Source organism: Moorella humiferrea (genome assembly GCF_039233145.1).
GTDB lineage: Bacteria > Bacillota > DSM-521 > Neomoorellales > Neomoorellaceae > Neomoorella > Neomoorella humiferrea.
In genome coordinates this window covers 1,358,683-1,379,658 of sequence record NZ_CP136419.1, presented here as the reverse complement: position 1 = coordinate 1,379,658, position 20,976 = coordinate 1,358,683, and the positions used below count along the sequence as shown (strand labels likewise).

Genomic DNA, 20,976 nt, shown 5'->3' with positions numbered 1-20,976 from the left:
TGCCATGAAAACAGATGAACTCAAAAAACAAATAGTAGCAGCCCGGTCGAGGTATTATCGACTGGTTTTACTGGTCGGGTCAGCTGCAACCGGAAAAACCAAAATTCTTGTTCAAATAGCCAAAGATGAGGGTTATCCCTATATTAATCTGAACCTCATGCTGAGCCAGAAACTCCTGGAATATCCCGCTAAAATACGAGCGTTACGCCTGCCGAGAATAGTGGAGACGATCATAGGCGAAACGGAAAAGGACACTGTCCTTCTGGATAATACAGAAATACTTTTTGATCCTGTTCTTCAACAGGACCCTTTACGTTTACTTCAACAGGTAAGCCGCAATCGAACTATCGTTGCCGCATGGAACGGCAAGTTCGAAGGTGGTGCGCTGATTTATGCCGAGCCGGATCACCCGGAGTACAGAAAGTATTATGAAGTCGATGCCCTTGTTTGTCCTTTGGGGTAAAGAGATTTCAGGAAAAGGTGGGAAAATACGGTGAAATACGCTGACCTGATACATTTTGAACCGGTCGAAACTATAGTGCAGTTACGGGAAGCTGATGCCAAAAGCAGGGCCGGTGAGTTGGTAAAAAGCTACGTGATCTCGGAACGGATGGCCGAGCAGATTACTGAAGTTGTCTTTCCGCAACTCCAATACGAACATCCCCAGGATAATAAGGGGCTTTTGATCGTCGGTAACTACGGTACCGGCAAATCGCATTTAATGTCGGTACTATCTGCTATAGCCGAATATCCAGACCTGGTCACGGAGATACGGCATCCTGCTGTGGCTAAAAAAGCGGAGGTTATCGCTGGCAAGTTCAAGGTTATCAGGACCGAGATCGGTTCCACCACGATGTCCCTCAGGAACATTATTTGTGCTGAGCTGGAAGAACAGCTGGCTAATCTTGGGGTGAAATACCGTTTTCCTGAAGCCGATAAAGTTACCAACAACAAAGACCCTTTTATAGAGATGATGAATGCTTTCCAGGAAGTTTACCTGGATCACGGGCTCTTGCTGGTTGTCGATGAACTCCTGGACTACCTGCGTACGCGCAAAGATCAGGAGCTAATCCTCGACCTGAACTTTTTGCGAGAAATCGGGGAGGTTTGCCGGCTCACCCGGTTTCGTTTCATGGCCGGTGTGCAGGAAGCCATTTTCGATAGCCCACGCTTTCAGTTTGTGGCTGAAACCCTGCGCCGGGTCAAAGACCGCTTTGAACAGATACGAATTGTTCGTGAAGACATAGCCTACGTAGTTGCCCAGCGCCTGCTGCGCAAGGATGACCGGCAGAAGGCTCTTATAAGGGAGCACCTGCAGCGTTTCACCAAATTATACGGCACCCTGGCCGAGCGCATGGACGAATTCGTCGCTCTTTTCCCCGTGCATCCGGCATACCTTGAAACATTTGAACGGGTCTATGTAGCCGAAAAGCGCGAGGTTCTAAAAACCATCAGCGCCGCCATGAAAAAGCTCCTCGACAGAGAAGTGCCGGAAACTGCTCCCGGCCTCATCGCTTATGACTCTTACTGGCAAAACTTAAAGGACAATCCTTCTTTCCGCAGTGACCCGGACATTCGCGAAGTGATTGAGAAGAGCCAGGTGCTGGAAAGCCGTGTCCAGCAGGCTTTTACAAGGCCGCAGTATAAACCTGTGGCCTTCCGCATCATTCACGCTTTAAGCGTTCACCGGCTGACAACAGGAGATATTTACGCTCCCATAGGGGTCACGGCTGAAGAACTCCGCGACGACCTCTGCCTTTACCTGCCCTTGCCGGAAGAGGATGCTGAGTTTCTTAAAACCACCGTCGAATCAATCTTGCGCGAGATCTTAAGGACGGTGAGCGGCCAGTTTATTTCTTTCAACCAGGACAACGGGCAGTACTACCTTGACCTGAAAAAAGACATTGATTTTGATTCGCTAATTGAGCAGAAAGCCGAGACACTTACCTCGAACCAGTTGGACCGTTATTATTTCAGGGCCCTCGCCCGGGCCATGGAGTGCCCCGAAGCCACGTATGTTCCCAATTTCCAGATCTGGGAGCACGAAATTGAGTGGCGCGAGAAAAAGGCTACCCGGTTAGGGTATTTATTCTTCGGGGCTCCCAACGAACGTTCTACGGCCCACCCGCCCAGGGATTTTTACCTCTATTTTCTGCAGCCCTTTGACCCGCCGCCCTTTGAGGATGAGAAAAAGCCCGATGAAGTGTTTTTCCGGCTGGTGCAGCGTGACGAGGATTTTGACCGTGCCCTGAAGTTCTTCGCCGGCGCCTGCGAGATGGCCAGCACGGCTTCGAAAGGAACGCGGCAGGTTTATGAAAATAAGGCTAACGATCAGCTAAAAAAGATAGTCGAATGGCTGCGGAACAACATCACCACGGCTTATGAAGTTACCTACCGGGGAGCAACTAAAAAATTCGTCGAGTGGGTTAAGCACAGTGCCACTCCTCATGTGTCGGTTCGTGATCTGGTAAACTTGGTGGGTTCCTCGTGTCTCGCGCCCTGCTTCCAGGAGCTGGCGCCCGAATACCCGGCCTTTTCCATCCTGGTTACCGTAAAGAACCGGCCTCAGGCAGCCCAGGAGGCGATAAAGTGGATCCTCGGCAGCATCAGGACCAGGCAGGGGGCTGCCGTCCTCGATGCCCTGGAGCTTCTGGACGGAGATAAGTTAAGGCCGCAAAATTCCCGTTATGCCAAACACATCCTGGGACAGCTGGACAAAAAGGGCCCGGGTCAGGTCTTCAACCGGGGCGAAATAATTACCGATTTTCGCGGTGTGGAGTTTGAGCCCCGTTTCAGATTGGAGCCGGAGTGGGTGGTCGTCATCCTGGCGAGCTTGATCTATAGCGGCGATGTTACTTTAAGCATGCCGGGGAAGAAGATAGATGCTTCCAACCTGGAGGAGCTGGGCAAAGTTCCCCTGGAGGAACTTATCAAGTTCAAACACATCGAGCGTCCCAAGGATCTTCCCCTTGGTCCCTTGCAGGTTCTGTTTGAATTTTTGGGGCTGCCGCCTGGGCTCATCGTCAATCAATCTACTCGTGAAGAAGGGGTAAGGCAGCTTCAGGAAGCAGTGGATAAGCTTCTGGAACGCACAGTGGAGGCCCAGCAGGCGATCCAGCAAGAGATATCCTTATGGGGTATTTCTCTCTTCGATGAGAAAAAGAAAACCGGTTTAAGGGATGAACTGGCCGGTTTCAAAGGGTTTCTGGAGTCACTCCGGGTTTTTAACACTCCCGGGAAGTTGAAAAACTTCCGCTACTCCGAGCGGGATATAAATAAGCAGAAGGCGTACCTTGCCACCCTGAAGAGGGTTGAAGAACTGGCCGGCCTGGCCAATGAGATTCAGCCTCTGCTCTCCTACCTCAGTACCGCCGAAGCCGTGCTTCCTGCGGATGCCGGTTGGACGGCAAAAGCCAGGGAGCGGCGTGAAGAACTCAAAGGAAAACTATCCGGTCTTGATGAAGTATCCGTTCCTGACCTTCGCCGGGAGCTCGTGCAGGTGCTCTTAGAGCTCAAGAATTCTTACATTGAGGCCTACCTTGAGGCCCATACCAAAGCCAGGTTAAATGCGACTGGAGATCAGAAGAAATCCGGGCTTCTCAAAGATGAGCGGTTGAGCAAACTCAGCAGACTGGCCGGTATCGAGTTGATGCCCCGGGCCCAGCTTACTGACTTCCAAAACCGTCTGGCGGAGCTGAAAACGTGCTTCAGCCTCACCAGAGATGATTTGGAAAAAACGCCCATCTGTCCTCACTGCAACTACCGGCCGGCACAGGAGCAGATTAAGCTTCCGGCTGACGCGGCGCTCAGGCGGTTGGAGGACGACCTGGAAAGGCTATGCGAGGATTGGGAAAGGACACTGGTCGCCAACCTGGAAGACCCGACGGTAAAGGAAAACATCTATCTTTTGAAGCCGGATCAGCAAAAAGCACTGGAACAGGTGATCAAAGAACAGCAGCTGCCATATATGGTGGACGCATCGTTTGTAAAGGCTGTTCAGGAAGTGCTGTCCGGCATGGAAAAGGTTTCGATCACCGCAGCCGACTTAAAGAAAGCTCTGGCACAAGGCGGAACGCCCTGTACAGTCTCTGAGTTAAAGCAGCGCTTCGAGGATTATATCCAGTCTCTCACGCGCGGCAGGGATCCGCAGAAAGTGAGGATCGTTCTGGAATAGAGGGGTGAAGAGTTATGGCCAAAGAAGAGCAACTTTTCATAGATACACCGGAAAGGAACAAAGAAGGAAGGGAATGGCAAGAACGTTCACGTTTCCGGCTTACCAAGGAACACCTGGACCTGGTCAGGCATATCGAGGGATTCCCCATTGCCAAAGATGAGGACATCATCAACCTTTCCGACCCGCCCTATTACACGGCCTGCCCGAACCCGTTCATAGGGGATTTTATCAAAGAGCACGGCAAGCCGTATGACCCGGATAACGACGCTTACCGCCGGCAGCCCTTTGCGGCAGATGTATCAGAGGGCAAGAACGATCCCATTTACAATGCCCATTCCTACCACACCAAGGTGCCGCACAGGGCCATCATGCGTTATATCCTCCACTACACCGAGCCGGGAGACATCGTCTTAGACGGTTTCTGCGGCACGGGCATGACCGGCGTTGCGGCGAGTTTATGCGGGGACCGCAAGGCCGTAGAATCCCTGGGTTACATTGTGCAGGATGATGGCACTATCCTTGATGAAAAAGGCCGGCCCTTTTCTAAGCTTGGAGCACGCAAGGCTATCTTAATCGACCTCTCCCCTGCCGCCACCTTCATTGCCTACAACTACAACACGCCGGTGGATGTCCGGGCTTTTGAGCGGGAAGCCCGGCGGATTCTGGACGAAGTGGAAAGAGAATGCGGCTGGATGTACCGGACGCAGCACGTGGTGGATGGGAAAGTGCAGAAAGACGCCAAGGGCAACCCCATTATGGGGAAAATCAACTACACCGTCTGGTCCGACGTGTTTATCTGTTCCAGCTGTTCCGGAGAGCTTGTCTTCTGGGAAGTGGCGGTAGATAAAGAAGAAGGTAAAGTACGGAACGAGTTTCCCTGCCCCCACTGCGGGGCAGATCTCACTAAACGGACCCTGGAGAGGGCCACGGAAAGGGTGTACGACCGGGACATCGGGGAGTTTATCACCCGCGCCCGCCAGGTGCCGGTGCTGATAAATTATTCGGTGGGGAATAAGAGGTATGAAAAAGAGCCCGACGATTACGACCTGGAGCTGATCCGGAAGATCGAGGAGAGCGAGATACCGTACTGGTATCCTACCGCCCGCATGCCGGAGGGCTACAATACCGAACAGCCTAAAGTATCACATGGGATTACTCATGTTCACCATTTTTACACCAGGCGGAATTTGTGGGTATTAGCTGCTTGTATGAGTAAACCAAAATCATTAGGTAATTTGCGTCTAAGAAACCGTCTACTTTTTCTCGTTGAGCAGCTTGTGCTTGGGATGTCCAGACTCGCCCGGTACGTTCCACGTCACTACTCTCAGGTTAATCAATATCTTAGTGGAACATTATATATAGCTTCTCAGGTAGTTGAAGTTTCTCCTTGGTATATACTCAACAGCACTAAAATAAAGAATTTGACCAGGGCACTTTTAAAGGAGTATGTTGGAGCCTGCACCACTTATTGTTCCTCAGCCGATAGCACCCTGCTTAGAGATGCCTGTATTGACTACATCTTCACCGACCCACCCTTCGGCGGCAATCTCATGTATTCCGAGCTCAACTTCCTCTGGGAAGCCTGGCTCAGGGTTTTTACTAACAATAAGCCCGAAGCCGTTGAAAACAAAGTGCAGGGCAAAGGCCCCCGGGAATACCAGGAGCTCATGGAAAAGTGCTTTGCTGAATATTACCGTGTCTTAAAGCCCGGCCGGTGGATGACGGTGGTGTTTCACAATTCCCAGAACCGGATCTGGAACGCCATCCAGGAAGCCATTCTGCGGGCTGGGTTCGTTATTGCCGACGTGCGGACTCTGGACAAAAAGCAGGGGACCTTCAAGCAGGTTACCTCGACCACCGCGGTGAAGCAGGACCTGGTCATCTCCGCCTACAAGCCCAACGGCGGCCTGGAAAAGCGCTTTCAGCTTGAGGCGGGGACCGAAGAAGGAGTCTGGGATTTTGTCCGCACCCACCTCAAACAGCTGCCGGTCTTTGTGGAGAAAAGCGGCAAAGCGGAGGTCATTGCCGAGCGGCAGAATTTCCTCCTCTATGACCGGATGGTGGCCTTCCACGTCCAGCGGGGAGTCACCGTACCTATGGGGGCGGCGGAGTTTTACGCCGGTTTAAAACAGCGCTTCCCGGAAAGAGACGGCATGTACTTCCTCCCCGACCAGGTGGTGGAATATGATAAGAAGCGTTTTATGGTCCAGGAAATTGAGCAATTATCCCTTTTTGTAACCGATGAAAAGTCTTCCATCCAGTGGCTGCGCAGTGAACTCGAAAAGAAGCCGCAGACCTACCAGGAGATCCACCCCAAATTCCTGCGAGAACTGCACAAAGCGCCGCACGAAAAGCTGCCGGAGCTGGCAGAGCTTTTAGAGCAGAACTTCCTTAAAGACGATAACGGCCGCTGGTACGTCCCCGACCCCGGCAGGCAGTCTGACCTGGAGAAGATGCGCGAGAAGGCCCTCCTCAAAGAGTTCGAAGAATATAAAGAAGGCAGAAGCAGACTCAAAGTGTTCCGTACCGAAGCGCTGCGGGCGGGATTCAAGGCGTGCTGGGCTGCTAAAGACTACAAGACCATCGTAGAGGTGGCCAGGCGCATACCGGACACCGTCCTCCAGGAAGATACCACCCTCCTGATGTACTACGACAACGCCCTGATGCGGCTGGATGAATGATTTATCTGCCGGTGAGGTGTCAATTTTGAGTCGGGATGGTATATGGCGGCCTGGTGATTGGGCCTGGAGCCGGGAGTACCGTGAACCGGTCAAGGTTATCGAAGCCCTGGACCTGTGGGGAAAGAACGTCTACCGCGTCTGGGTACCGGGCCGGGACGCGGTTTTGCGCCTTCAGGAAAACGAATTATCCTCGATAACAGAGGCAGGCTTAACCAGTCGGGAGAGGCTGATTTATACCGTCGCCGCGGCCCGAATCGCTGAAAGCCTGGCCCGGCCGGATATCCTGCTGGCGCCTCTGGAAGGCTGCGTCACTCCTCTGCCCCACCAGCTCTACGCCCTCTCCCGGGCTGTTTCCGGCAACAGGGTCCGCTATCTTCTGGCTGACGAGGTCGGCCTCGGCAAAACAATAGAAGCCGGTTTAATCATGCGCGAGTTGAAGCTCAGGGGACTCGTCAGGCGCACGCTGGTGGTGGCGCCGAAGGGCCTGGTGATGCAGTGGGTGCAGGAAATGGAAAACCGCTTTCGGGAACGCTTTCACCTGCTGATGCCCGCCGAGATCACAACTCTATCGTGCTTTGAATGGGATGCCAACGTCTGGCAGCGGTTTGACCAGGTAGTCGTTCCCATGGATGCCGTAAAGCCTTTGGAATCGCGCCGGGGGTGGAGCAGGGACCAGGTAAGCCGCTATAACCGGGAACGCTTCGAAAACCTTATCGCTGCGGGTTGGGATTTGATTATTGTCGATGAAGCTCACAGAATTGCCGGCAGCACGGATGCCGTGGCCAGGTACCGCTTAGGCCAAGCGCTGGCTGAAGCGGCACCGTATCTTCTCCTTCTCACGGCGACGCCCCACCAGGGGAAGACTGATTCCTTCCACCGGCTCATGGCTCTCCTAGATAGGGAGGCTTTCCCCGGCGTCGAGTCCATAAAGCGGGAGAGAGTGGCCCCGTATGTAATCCGCACCGAAAAACGCCGGGCCATTGATGAGAAGGGTCAGCCGTTATTCAAACCGCGCCGCACCCAGCTGGTGACCGTAGTGTGGCAATCCCGGCACCAAAAGCAGCGGGAACTATATGAAGCGGTGACGGAATATGTGCGGGAAGGATACAACCGGGCGCTGAAAGAAAAGCGAAACTATATCGGCTTTTTGATGGTTCTCATGCAGCGCCTGGTAGCCAGCAGCACCAGGGCAATCCGGACCGCCCTGCAACGGAGACTGGAAGCGATCGAACAGGAAGCTCCTTTTCAGATTAACAGTGAAATAGAGCTGGAAGAAGACTGGTGGGACCTCGACGGGCAGGAGCAGCTCGAGCAAATTCTGAAGCACCGTTTAGTCGCCTTCGCCAGTGAACGGGAAGAGGTCAAGCGTCTTTTATCCCTGGCACGTCAGTGCGAGTCCCTGCCCGACGCGCGGGCCGAAGCCTTGCTGGAGTGGATGTACCGGCTGCAGGCCGAAGAGAACGACCCCGAGCTCAAATTTCTCATCTTTACCGAGTTCATTCCGACCCAGGAGATGCTTAAGGAGTTTCTGGAAAACAGGGGCTTTAGCGTCGTTTGTCTAAACGGGTCCATGGGGCTGGAAGAAAGGCGGAGGGTCCAGCAGGAATTTGCCGGTCCCGCCAGGGTGCTCGTATCCACCGATGCCGGCGGCGAGGGCTTGAATTTGCAGTTTTGCCACGTGGTCATCAACTACGACCTGCCGTGGAACCCCATGCGCCTGGAGCAGCGCATCGGCCGGGTGGACCGCATCGGCCAGGAACACGTTGTCCGGGCACTTAACTTCGTCCTGCAGGACACTGTTGAATACCGGGTGCAGGAAGTCCTCCAGGAAAAACTGGCCGCAATCCTGGCGGATTTCGGCGTTGACAAGATGAGCGATGTTCTCGACTCGGCTGAAGTAGCGCCGGATTTCGAGGACCTGTATAAAGAGGCTATCCTCAGGCCGGAAGAAGTTGAGTCCAGGATTGAACGGCTGGAAGCTGAACTTCGGCAGCGCATCCAGGAAGCAACTACGGCCAACCGGCTTTTGGGAGAAGAGGCAGAGCTCGATTCCCGGCTGGTGGAGAAAATTCCCGGCCATCCGCTTCCGTACTGGGTAGAGCGCATGACCGTTAACTTTTTGGTGAGCGAAGGCGGCATAGTAAAGCCCAAATTGGCCGGTTATGATTTAACCTGGCCCGACGGCTTCACTATGAAGGACGTGGTTTTCTCCCGGCAGGAAGCAGATAAGCACTCAATGTCTTATCTCAGCCTGGAAGAACCGAGAGTTCGCGGGCTGGTCTCCCGCCTGCCCCTAGCGGTGGCGGGTCAGCCTTTTGCGAAGGTCAGGCTCAAAGGACTGCCGCAGGAGATAAGCGGCTACTGGTCTTTATGGCGGATATCTCTTATGGCGGAAAACATGCGTGAGGTTCGGGTTCTACCCTTGTTCCATCAGGAAAAAGACGGCAAAATACTCATGCCCACCGCCCGCAGGATATGGGATTTGTTATTACAGGAAGAAACCTCCCTCGAAATCCAGGGTTATATTACAGGCGAAAAATCCGAGGAAATCTTTGAGAGGCTCCAGAAACAGGCTGTACGATACGGGCATAATCTTTTCCTGGAGCTCAAGAACCAGTATGAAGAGCACCTGCAGAAAGAGCGGGAAAAAGGCCGATATGCGTTCCAAATTCGCCGGCAGGCCATTATGAGGGTTGGCCTGCCCGCCGTGCGCCAGCACCGCCTGGCCGAACTGGAACGCCAGGAGAAAGAATGGGCCCTGCGGTTACAGCAGAAGGAAAAAATCTTGCCGGAACTAAGCGCGATTACCATTATTTACGTAGAAGGTGTAGTCCCATGAACTGGCGTGACCTTATCCTTCAGAACTTAAAGCCCTGCGTATCAAGGCTTACTTTAGTGGCTGACCCCGACGGCTTGCTCTTGGAAGAAGATGTTCTCTCGACCTTAGGGGAAATGGGGCTTGATGTCCTTGTTTTTAGTGATCCCATCATCTTTCGTTATGCATATGAAGCAAACTATCGCTCAAGGTGGGATCGGGGCGAAGCGGCACATTTAATAGTGGTGGTACAAGGCGGCCCGCAGGAACTGCGCCGCCTCCCCTTCGATGTATGGCAGAGGGGTCATAAGCTTTTCTTCAGCCTGGCCGATATCTTTCCCAAACTCAGCTATCCGGTAGTTGCGGCTGTGGAGAAGTCGGACATGGATAAGCTTTACAGGGCATACCAGAATTACAATGGTCCTGCGCTGGGGGAGAAGGCGACCAAGGATTTTATCCTAAAACGCGTTTTTGGCATAATACCCGACCTTATCAATTCACCGGTCGAACTGATGAAGATGCTGCTTTCGCGGCATTGCAACTTTGTGACTGTGCCAAGGGTTTTGGACGAACACCTTATCCATTGTTTAAGAGAAAAGAGCGTTTTTAAGGACTGGCCGCTGGAAGACATCATCCCCAGCAGGGAAGCCTTTTTTGCTTTTCTGCAAGAAAAATGGCGTAGATTCCTGGAAAGCACGGCCAGAGGAGAGAATTTCACCGAGGTCCCCTTTGACCATTATGACATACGGGTGTACATCGACAACCTGTTCTTGGAAGGCAGTTTAAGGCCTGTTCCGGTTGCGAGTACGGAAGGTATGCCCGGGTGGGTCCGGGCAGGTGTGCTCTTCGATAAGCAGGCTGAGGAAAGGCGCAGGACCAAGTGGCTGCTAGAGAAGATACGACAAGATTTGCCTGGAGAAACAGCGTCCCACAAGGATTGGCAGCGCCTGGCCGTTCTGTGGGCGGAATTGATTGTACTTAGCGGCGAACTGAATCAGGACATAAAAACTGGAAGTAAACCACAAATTGAAGAATTGCACGATCAATTGGAAGAGCGCTTTGCGAGCTGGATGGTCGTGCGCTACGGTTCTTTGGCCAACCTTTCTTACACGTCCAAACCAGTAATGGTGCATCACATACCCCGTTATCTGGCTCATCTGCGCGCCAAAGAAGGGGAAAAAAACATTGCTCTGCTCGTAATTGACGGCCTGGCGTTGGATCAGTGGCTGGTTATCCGCAATTTCCTGAGAGACAGGTGCCCGGTGTGGCGACTCGAGGAAAACCAGGTCTTTGCCTGGGTACCGACCTTAACTTCTATCTCGCGGCAAGCACTGTTCGCTGCAGAGCCGCCCTTGTATTTCAAGGACTCCCTAACGACAACCTCGAAAGAAGAACAGCACTGGCATAAATTTTGGGAAGACAGCGGGGTCAGGAAAGGAAATACCTACTACCATAAAGGTTTGGGTGATGAGTTGGCAAGTGAAATTGGAGAATTTTTAGGATCACAGTTCGAGATCGTGGGTCTGGTTATAGATAAAGTGGACAGAATCATGCATGGCATGGAGCTGGGAACAGCTGGTATGCACCAGCAAATCAGACTGTGGGCCGAACAGGGTTACCTGATACAGCTAATTGATCATCTCCTTAAAAACAAATTTGCCGTCTATCTGACTTCGGATCACGGTAATATTACGGCCAGGGGGAAGGGCCGTTTGCCGGACGGGGTCCTGGCTGAGTCCCGCGGTGAGCGGGCCAGAATTTATCATTACGACGTTTTTCGACAGCAGATGATGAAAGAAATAGAAAATGCCATCTGTTGGCCTGGTTTTGGTTTACCCCAGGGTTACTCCGTTCTGCTGGCCAGGGGCCGGTCGGCCTTTGTTTCTGAGGGTGAAGAAGTTGTAAGCCATGGTGGGATATCTTTGGAAGAGGTTGTCGTTCCTTTTGTCAGGATTTGGGAGGAGCATTGATCATGGCCTTAAATATCGGTTTTGACCGGAGAGTTAAGCTGGAATGGCTGGATGCCGCCGCCTGGAAAGCCGCAACGGAAACAGACATTGCTGAGGTACGGAAATACCTTGATGATTTCTTGCAGTCAGAATGCCAAAATAGAGAGGCACGCAGGAAGACCATAACCGTGTTAACTCGGATTTGGGTCAGGGTACCGCAGAAACATCGGTCATTACAGGAGCGGGCTTTAGGAATTTTAACCGAGGACGGCCCCGATACAAGACTCTGGTTGCATTGGGGCATGACGCTTTTGGCCTATCCATTTTTTCGCGATATAGCGGATATCATTGGTCGTCTGTTGACACTGCAGAATGAAGTTTCTCTAGAGCAGATTTACCGCCGACTGGCGGAGCGGTGGGGGGAAAGGTCAACTGTTCGCCGGGCGAGCCAACGAGTGGTACGTTCAATGGTAGACTGGGGCGTTCTCCAGGATACGGCCGTAAAAGGCGTTTATATCCCCACCGCCAAAAAAGGCCCGGCCAGCGCTAGTGTTCAGTTATGGTTTTTAGAAGCCCTTTTGTATTCGGAATCCACCCCAGCGGTGATCCTGCACCAATTGCCAAAGCTACCCTCAGCTTTTCCGTTTCACCTGGATATTTCGGTGGCAGCTATAAGACAATCTAAACGGTTTGAAATACAGCGTCAGGGTTTGGATTTAGAGATGGTCACAATCGCCCATAAGTAATGGTCGGGTCTGTATCTTTTTAGTGGTAAATTTGATGGTTTTACCACATGAAGATGCTGAGCCTGTTGAGCGATCGTACCCTTTGATACAAAGACATCTCTCACTTCTCTGGATGATCATGATAAGGAAGGAGATTATGTGGATAGGTAAAATTAAACTACCGGAAGAGCTTATTAATGCCCAGGTCGATGGGAGACTGGTTATATTTGCGGGCGCTGGGGTATCTATGAGTCCGCCGTCTAGCTTGCCCAATTTTAGAGACCTGGTCAGAAAGATTGAATCTAAGACAGGTAATCTATTGACGTGGGAACCCGAGAAAGAGGCCCCTGATCGCTTTTTAGGGCGGCTCAAGGAGAAAGGCCCCAGGGTTCATAAATTAGTCTGGGATATAATAAAGAATCAAGATTCAAACCCAACAGAGCTGCATTACGCTCTTTTATCATTATTTCGTAGCCCTCAAGAAGTCCGGATCGTGACCACTAACTTCGATACGCATTTTTCTACAGCTGCAGCCGAACTTTTTGGCGGTGAAGTTCCCATATATCGTGCTCCTGCCCTGCCCCTGGGGCACCGATTCAATGGCATTGTTTATCTTCACGGCTGCGTAGACCAGAAACCGGAAGAATTAATTCTCACCGACATTGACTTTGGGCGGGCCTATCTTACCGAAGGCTGGGCCACACGTTTTTTGGTGGGGATATTTAGTAGCTACGAAGTTCTATTTGTGGGTTACAGTCACAATGATCTACCTATGGAATACCTGGGGCGTGGCCTCCCGCCAGAGACTAAACGCTATGCCCTCATTCCTGAAGATGAGACTGAAAAGTGGAAGTTCAGGGGGATAGAACTAATTCCCTACCCGCGTAGCCGGGAAGACCGAAACCATAATGACCTTGTTGCGGCTGTAAAATCGTGGGCAACCCAAACCAGAATGGGTCTGGCCGAACACGAGCAACGCATCAAGGACATAGTGCAGTTTCCACCACCCCTTGACAGGGAACAAGCCAGTTATATCGAAGAAGCTATCAAAGACCCGGTAAAGGTGCGCATATTTACTAGATATGCCGAGACGGTGGAATGGCTGCGCTGGGTCGAGGAAAAGGGCGCTTTCAAGCCACTCTTCAGTTTAAATAATCCTTCTGATGAAATCAGCCAGACTTTTGCCTGGTGGTTTGCTGAGAAATATATTTGCCGTTACCCAGAAGATGCTTTAGCTGTGGTACAAAGGCAAGGTCAAGTGTTGAGCCCTTTGCTCTGGCAGATTATAGCTTCAAATCTATGGCGCTCCGAGCCACTGCCAGAGCCCAAGATTCTTGCCAAATGGGTGGCAGTTTTGCTAGCATCCCCTAACCGTCTTCCTTCCCAAGGAGATTATTTGGATTATTTACTACAAAAGTGTTGTCGTCCCGAATATGCCACTATAGCAATTCTTATTTTCAAATACCTTTCTACTCCATATCTGGTTTTAGAGCCGTCCTTCACTTTCTTTGCCGAGAGAGGACATGAGGGTAAGCAGGTTACCTTTGAAGTAGCGATACCGGCTGAACATTATTGGCTAGATAAGGCATGGAAGGAATTTTTCAAACCTAATCTAAAAAACTTGGTCCGCGACCTAGAGCCAATAATTACTGGCCACCTAAAGGAGGCCCACCGTTTGTTGTGCAGCGTGGGTTATGCCGACGATAAATGGGACCCGGTTAGCTTTACACGGGCTTCCATTGAACCCCACGAACAGGACCGATATCCCCGCGGCATAGACCTGCTTATTGATGCTGCCAGAGACATAATAGAATGTCTCCTCAAACATGATCCTGAACGAGCTCAGATTGTTATCCAAGAGTGGGCTTTATCCGAAACCCCGATGCTTAAGAGACTAGCAATTTATGGTATGACAATTGACCGCAATCGCAGCTCGAATGAAAAACTCCAGTGGCTCTTGACAAATAATTGGCTTTTTGTTTATGGACTTAAGCATGAAGTTTTTCAACTGCTTAAAGCTGCCTATCCCCAGGCTGACGAAGCGGTCCGCCAACGGCTTTTGAATGATGTTGAGATTTATTGGGCAGGTAGTGACAGTGGTGAGGAAGACCCTGCCGCTGTAAGAAGGCGAAGCTATGAGGTTTACAATCTTTTATATTGGTTAGTACAAATCGCCCCACATTGTTCATTAGCACGCCAGAAGCTCAGCGAGATTCAAGATAGGCATCCTGAATTTCAGCCCAGGGAACATCCAGACTTAGATTGGTATGGGTCGGAATGGGTCGGACCCCAAAGTCCCATAACCGTTGATGAACTTCTTTCCAAACCGCCTTCGGACAAAATTAACTTTTTGCTAACCTATCGGGGAGAGAAATTCTTAGGACCTGACAGAGAAGGGCTTATGTCCGCGGTTAGGGAGGCAGTGACGCGATCTTTTATCTGGAGCTCTGAGTTAGTTAAAGAACTAGAACTGAGGAGAGAGTGGAGTACTGACCTCTGGGATGCGATTATTTCAGGATGGCAGGTAGCCCATTTAACTGAAACCCAGTGGGAAGAAGTACTGCAATTCTTGGAGCGGCGCACGGAAATCTGGCAACATGGATATAAGATAGCCGAACTGCTGAAAAAAGTGGTCGAAAAGAGTGAAGGGGGCTTATCAGTCGCATTATTATCTCGTGCGGAGGCTCTTACAGACCGACTATGGCAAGAACTAGAGGATTACAATGAGAAAGAAATGGAGAATAATGACAATGACTGGTTAACAAGGGCCATTAACCACATTGGAGGGATAATTACTCAATTCTGGCTCTTAGCCCTGTCCAGGCGGCAAGCCGAAAAAGGAGGTGATTGGCAGGGTATACCTGATAAGTACAAGACTCGTTTTGAAAGGATTATGTCAGGGAAGTCTAGCGCAGCTGCAATGGGTCGGGTTATAATTGCTAGCCAATTACATTTTCTATTTTCCCTCGACCGCAGTTGGACCTGTAAAAAGATAGTACCTTTACTTAATTGGGATATAGATGTCCAACGTGCCGTACAGGCATGGGGAGGATATCTTTGGTGGGGAAGATGGAATGAGGCATTATTGCCAGAACTACTGCCCTTATATGAGCAGGCTTATAATAAGTTGCCGAGAGGCTTAAAAGTATTTGACCGGCTTTGTGACCATCTCGCCAGCATTGCTGTTCGTAGTTCAGTAGATCCCTTGCAGAATGGCTGGCTTGACAGGTTTATAGCTACTGTAGATGAGGAGACTAGAATAAGCTGGGCTAATAAGGTGGCCCATGAGCTTACCCGTCTTTCACCAGAAGCGGCCAAGGAGATATGGGATAAATGGATAAAAAATTACTGGTCCCGACGAATTGACGGTATCCCGCTTCCTTTGAGTCCGGCTGAGGTGGGAGTTATGGTAGATTGGGCTTTGGCATTGAAACCGGTTTTTTCTGAAGTAGTGGATTTAATCGTTACTGGTCCTATCCCAGTTCTGCGATTTTCAAGCATTTATTATAGGTTGGCTAAAGAAAAATTTGCTGAAAAGTACCCTGGGGATACAGCCAGATTGCTGGTTCACCTCCTTTCAGGGGAAAGTCGCCTCTTTGATTACTGTCACGAACTAAAAGAGCTTTGCAACGATATTTTCCAAAGTTTACCGCCAGACGGGATAAAACCTCTTAAAGATCATCTTATCCGCTTGGGCTGTTTTCCGTTAAGTTGAAAAGGGAAGCTAAACTTCCGTGAAACCATCGAGGTGGCGGTAAGATGAGGGAAGAAAGAGAAAAACTCAGGAACAATGTTGCTGAGCATACAAGAGAGAGGGTTTTTCTGGATTCAAGCGTTTTGTTAACCGCTGCCTGCCATGAGCATTCTGATTCAGCCAAACTATTGGGGCGATGCAAAGAAGGTAATATGTTAGGCATCGTTTCCCAGACTGTTCTTAACGAATGCTATCGAAAACTAAATCGTCATCCAGAACTCCAAAGGAAATTCGATGAGTTAGCGCGCCATCTAGAAGTGGTCGAAGTTTCAGACAAGGATATAGAAAAGTATACTACAATAGCCGACCCGAATGATCGTCACGTTTTAGCTGGAGCTGAAGCCGGTTGTGCAGATTACTTGGTAACTTTGGATTGGAAGCATTTCCTATCCTCGTCGGCAAAAAAACGGTTGGCGGGCTATCCAATTCCGCGGGTCTTCCCAGGGATATTGACCAGCCCCTTTCGCGAAGAACAACTTCCGAGAATTGCAATTAGTATAACTGAAGGAACATTCGCTATAGGAGTGGATCCTCAATGGACCAGCAAGACTATCCAGCATGCTGGCCGCCCCTTCGTCGTTCTCGATTTCCCCGGGGTATTCAGTATTTGGTATGAACCGGCACGCTTCCAGTTGAAGATGCGTACAGAGGTATACGAGAGTCCTATAGTGCTTACATTTCATCGATACATAGATGACAGCGATGCCTTCCTATGCATTGCAACCTGGGACGTAGTCCAGGGATTTACTTGTATGCTGGATGGAAAATTACAGACGATCCGACGGCGCTGGCAGAAAGTTCCCGCAGAAAGCAGGCTTTGGATAGGCTCAGACCGAAATGGAGCCAATCAAATAAACGGCCTTGTTATTTTTCACGGCTGGCCACGAGCTTTGACCGAAAAAGAGATGAGGCGTGTGTTTGAAGGTGGTTATGTGATATTACCCGAAAAACCGGCGAGTTTGACCAATTCTATAGTTTGAATCCGACTTTAGTCCTTTAGTCTGGGTTAGTGCAAAATATGGATACAGGTCCCCTTCATACTCGGGCAGAAAATTGCCGTTAAGATTGTGGATGTGCTATCGGAGGAGTATTTTGAGGTCTTGGAGGTGGGAGCAAGATGATGCCACTGGAACAGGTATTAGAACTGGTTGGCGACCTTGATGACGCTCCAGGCGAGAAAACGCCAAGGGAACGCTTCCGCCGTTTCCTTTCCCAAAATCTCACTAGCGTTGGCGCTGTACGCGATTACGTGGAAGAGTGCCTGCGCAGTTCCGGGGAGCAGTATAACCGGGCCTTACAAGATCTGGTGAACCACTTGGGCCGCCTGCTGGGCTTTGACGTAACCTTTGGCAGATATAAGGGCGTCCAGGGGGAAATCGGGTTTGACGGCGTGTGGAAGTCCCCTTCCGGCCTTTATATCGTCGTAGAAGTGAAAACAACCGATGTTTATGCCATAAAAACGGCTACTCTCCTCGGCTACATAGACCGGCTTATATCCGAACAAAAGATACCCGACTGGGACCACGCTTTGGGCCTTTATGTAGTAGGGCGCAGTGATGCTGAACTGAAGCAACTGGAAAACTCCATCATTGCTGAGAAGCGCACCCACCAGTTACGGGTTATTACCGTTGATAAACTGCTTACCCTGGCTGAACTCTTAGCCGATTACGAAATGGAACACGAAGCTGTTTTAACTGTTCTCCGGCCAACGGGGCCTATAGTGGATTCCCTGATTGAACTGATGGCCGGCCTGGTAGCGAAAGAAATCCGCACTGCCGGCGAAGGCATACAACAGCCGCAGGAAGAAATTACTAATGAACCTTCATCGGAGCCCGAAGGTGTTGACGTTCAGTATTACCTCGCTCCGGTAGCGTCCGATGACACTCAAACCGCAGAAGAACGTATAAAAAAACTCCTTGGCGCAGGAATTTACGCCGTCAGCGAAAATTCCCTGGGACGAAAAGTTAAGCCGGGCGACTGGATTTGTTTTTATGCCACCGCGACGGGTGTAGTAGCACATGCCAGGGTAAAATCATCCCCCGTGCAGAAACATCACCCGCTGGTAAAGCATCCCGAAAAGTATCCTTACGTCTTCGAGGTGGATTCCGTCAGCATCTATACCGAAAATCCCGTTGTTTTAAGCGCCGAGCTAAGGGCGAAGCTGGATGCTTTCCAAGGGCGTGACCCTTCAAAACCCTGGGCTTGGTTTGTGCAAGGCACGGGACGTATCACTAAGCACGATTTTATGCTGCTTACCCGGTAAGCGAAGGTTGAGGTGGTATGATGAGCGCAATTTCTTTTCTTGATCAACTGTGGCAGGCTTTTGAGCAGTGCCGGGGCTACTCCAGTGCTGAATTTGTTGGGAAACGCTTGCGGCAGGAAGAGAACGAGCGATTTTACGAGGGTGACTTTTTTATAAAGGTATTCCCTGAAACCCAGAACATCTTGCGCCACATCCGGGAGGTTGGCTTTTTGCACCCACCGCAGGTGGACGCTTTTGAGTTTTACGTAGAGTATTACGATGAGTTGGAAGGTCGTTGGAGACGCTATTACCCAGACTTTATACTTAAACTCAAAAATAATGGATGGGCAGTGGTTGAAGTGAAACAGGCAGACCAAACGGCACACCCCCATGTGGTAGCTAAAGAGCAGGCCGCCCGCGAACTCTTTGAAAAACTGAATTCCATCCACTACATTATCAAACGGGATGATGAGATACGCCGGGGTATGTTCCAAGACATTATTGCAGCAGGCAGCAGTAACGGGTAATAGTCCCACCTGTCGTTGAAGCTTATTATATAGTCAATTGGATATATATGGGAAAGAACCCCTGGTGTTCCCAGGGGCGACTGCTGAAAGTACTTCGCATGCTGGGGAGGTGTGCTTATGCTTAGGAAAATAGTTGTATCCGGTTACGGAGAAGCTTCTGCAAGGCCCAATATTGCTGAAGTCGGGCTCAATATCACCTTTATCCAACCGGAAGCTAATCAAGCTCAGGAACTGGTGGCTGGTGTAACCCAGAAACTGTTGGCAGAATTGCTGTCCCTCGGAATACCGAACAAAGACATCGAGACTAGTAATTACTCATTATTCCCTCATTATCAATGGGAAAAAAACTCGCGTGTTTTCAAAGGTTACCAGGCTTCCAATGCTCTTCTGGTTAAGACCGGCGATCTGTCCCTGGTTACGCAAATTATTGATGCGGCCGTTAAAGCCGGAGTAAAAAACATAGACTACGTTAATTTTACGTACGAGGACAAATCAGCTTTGGAACAAGAAGCACTAACGAAGGCAGCCCAAGACGCGGTAGAAAGAGCCAAGGCTATTGCTGCAGGACTTGGAGTAAAGGTAGGTGCAGTTATTCGCGTTTCCGGTAATCGCCGTTCGTATGATAGCGGGTACTATATTCTTCGTGAAAGCTCCTCTTATCAAGCTGAAAGGCCAGAAAACGTTATTCCTTCAGATAAAATCAAGGTTACTGCCGAGGTAGAAGCTGTGCTAGAACTGGTGGATAACTACCCAGACAAATGACATTTACATAAAGAACCAGTATATCTAAAACATGGTGACTATCCTGTTAAAAGAGTGGTCACGACCTCGGTGGGTCTGGAGTAGTAGTTGGACCTAAGAAGGTTTACAAAACTTACCTCGTCCTCGATGGAAACGGATGGCACCAGTGGGAATAGATTGAGTTGCGAGATGAAAAGAAAATGGCAAACTCCTAAAAGTCGAAGGGCAGCCGGTTGATGAAAACGGCAACCCGATTGACCTCAAACCGGGCAAGTGACGCATTAAAACAAAATGAGTTCACGCCGCTTGTAAAATTAGATCCAGCGGCGCGAGTGATGTGGCGGCGCGAAGAAAATCTCACGCCGCCCGACACGAGCCGGCGTGACAAGAATCAGATGTTTTTTAACATAGTTGAGGTGTTCAAAACCAGAAACCGCCTAGCGAGCACAGGAGTTAATATGAATTATTAGCGATAAGGTGTTGTATCTCGTGAAAGACAGTTCATTTGGATTGCGGCCTCCTTTAATGCTGGCTATTGGGGTTGAAGTTCATGATGACTTGGTCGGCTTTCACGACACCAACCGTGGGCACCAATTCTTTGGGAAGCTTGTGAAGGAGACTAAGGGCGCGGAAGCGAAGGAAGGCAGTTGAGTTTGAGCATTCTACATGGTATAATCTTACAAAAGAAGCGGCGATAACCCAAATAAGTATTGGTAAGTGTGACCTTTTTCAAAGAAGAACTCCTATTTTTAGGGTGTAGTGGCTTTTTCTAGGACAAAAAAAGGGGGGCTCCCTGTGGAAGAAGTCCTTGATACAGTAGTCGAAAAGATAGTGAAGACTGTAAACCCCGATAAAATTATCCTTTTTGGATCCAGAAGCAGAGGGCAGGAAGGATCGCATAGTGATTACGATCTTTTGGTGCTGAAAAGAGGAATAAATAATCGCCGCGCTTTGGCCCACCAGATCTATAGAATCCTGGTCGATGTTCCTGCTGCCGTGGACATACTTGTAGAAACCCCGGAAAAACTAGAAAGGTACCGTAATTCATGAGGGTTCGTGTATGCTGAGGCCGCAAGAGGGCGGGTAGTTTATGAGCGATGAATTATGGCGCCTGTGGTTCCAAAGAGCAAAAAGTAACCTCGCAAGGGCCGAACTTGGCAGGCAAACCTCAGATATTCTCTACGAAGATCTTTGCTTTGATGCCCACCAGGCAGTTGAAAAGGCCCTTAAAGGTATAATGGCATTCCTGGAAATGGATATCCCGAAAACCCCTTCTATTGGGTACCTTTTGAAGTTAATTGAAGAGTCCGGGAAGGTTTAGGTTCCCGAAAGTCTTAAGGAAGCCGCGATTCTTACTGATTACGCTGT

The 20,976-nt window shown here is 50.3% G+C and carries 14 protein-coding genes; all 14 read left to right on the top strand.

What is annotated here, in order from left to right; all coding sequences use genetic code 11:
* The first annotated feature begins 4 nt into the window (after positions 1-4).
* Positions 5-463, top strand: a complete 459-nt coding sequence (gene brxF / locus MHFGQ_RS07160) for a BREX-3 system P-loop-containing protein BrxF (RefSeq protein WP_106004663.1) — start codon at positions 5-7, stop codon at positions 461-463.
* A gap of 30 nt (positions 464-493) precedes the next feature.
* Positions 494-4,174 carry a DUF6079 family protein gene (locus MHFGQ_RS07155; protein WP_106004662.1) on the top strand — a complete coding sequence of 1,227 codons (3,681 nt, stop codon included), beginning with the start codon at positions 494-496 and terminating at the stop codon, positions 4,172-4,174.
* Positions 4,175-4,188: 14 nt separating this feature from the next.
* Positions 4,189-6,855: a DNA methyltransferase gene (locus MHFGQ_RS07150; protein ID WP_106004661.1), complete on the top strand. Its 2,667-nt coding sequence runs from the start codon at positions 4,189-4,191 to the stop codon at positions 6,853-6,855.
* 25 nt (positions 6,856-6,880) lie between these two features.
* Positions 6,881-9,694 (top strand): DEAD/DEAH box helicase, encoded by a 2,814-nt coding sequence (locus tag MHFGQ_RS07145; RefSeq protein ID WP_106004660.1) that lies wholly within the window; start codon positions 6,881-6,883, stop codon positions 9,692-9,694.
* Positions 9,691-11,640 carry a BREX-3 system phosphatase PglZ gene (gene pglZ, locus MHFGQ_RS07140; protein WP_106004659.1) on the top strand — a complete coding sequence of 650 codons (1,950 nt, stop codon included), beginning with the start codon at positions 9,691-9,693 and terminating at the stop codon, positions 11,638-11,640. Before MHFGQ_RS07145 ends, pglZ begins: the two co-directional genes overlap by 4 nt.
* Positions 11,641-11,642: 2 nt before the next feature.
* Positions 11,643-12,365 carry a hypothetical protein gene (locus MHFGQ_RS07135; RefSeq protein ID WP_106004658.1) on the top strand — a complete coding sequence of 241 codons (723 nt, stop codon included), beginning with the start codon at positions 11,643-11,645 and terminating at the stop codon, positions 12,363-12,365.
* Positions 12,366-12,501: 136 nt separating this feature from the next.
* Complete coding sequence (locus MHFGQ_RS07130) at positions 12,502-16,059, top strand: DUF4020 domain-containing protein (protein WP_106004657.1); 3,558 nt, start codon at positions 12,502-12,504, stop codon at positions 16,057-16,059.
* A gap of 44 nt (positions 16,060-16,103) precedes the next feature.
* Positions 16,104-17,078: a PIN domain-containing protein gene (locus MHFGQ_RS07125; RefSeq protein WP_106004656.1), complete on the top strand. Its 975-nt coding sequence runs from the start codon at positions 16,104-16,106 to the stop codon at positions 17,076-17,078.
* Between the two features lie 137 nt (positions 17,079-17,215).
* Positions 17,216-18,361: an EVE domain-containing protein gene (locus MHFGQ_RS07120; RefSeq protein WP_106004655.1), complete on the top strand. Its 1,146-nt coding sequence runs from the start codon at positions 17,216-17,218 to the stop codon at positions 18,359-18,361.
* A gap of 17 nt (positions 18,362-18,378) precedes the next feature.
* Complete coding sequence (locus MHFGQ_RS07115) at positions 18,379-18,867, top strand: TnsA endonuclease N-terminal domain-containing protein (protein ID WP_211292846.1); 489 nt, start codon at positions 18,379-18,381, stop codon at positions 18,865-18,867.
* 117 nt (positions 18,868-18,984) lie between these two features.
* Positions 18,985-19,629, top strand: a complete 645-nt coding sequence (locus MHFGQ_RS07110) for an SIMPL domain-containing protein (RefSeq protein WP_106004654.1) — start codon at positions 18,985-18,987, stop codon at positions 19,627-19,629.
* A gap of 212 nt (positions 19,630-19,841) precedes the next feature.
* A complete protein-coding gene (locus MHFGQ_RS07105; RefSeq protein WP_211292845.1) occupies positions 19,842-20,078 on the top strand; it encodes a hypothetical protein in 237 nt (78 codons plus the stop codon).
* 325 nt (positions 20,079-20,403) lie between these two features.
* The gene (locus MHFGQ_RS07100) at positions 20,404-20,658 is read left to right on the top strand and encodes a nucleotidyltransferase domain-containing protein (protein ID WP_170066168.1); all 255 of its coding nucleotides are present in this window, start codon (positions 20,404-20,406) and stop codon (positions 20,656-20,658) included.
* 40 nt (positions 20,659-20,698) lie between these two features.
* Positions 20,699-20,929 carry a HEPN domain-containing protein gene (locus tag MHFGQ_RS07095; protein WP_211292844.1) on the top strand — a complete coding sequence of 77 codons (231 nt, stop codon included), beginning with the start codon at positions 20,699-20,701 and terminating at the stop codon, positions 20,927-20,929.
* Positions 20,930-20,976: the final 47 nt, after the last annotated feature.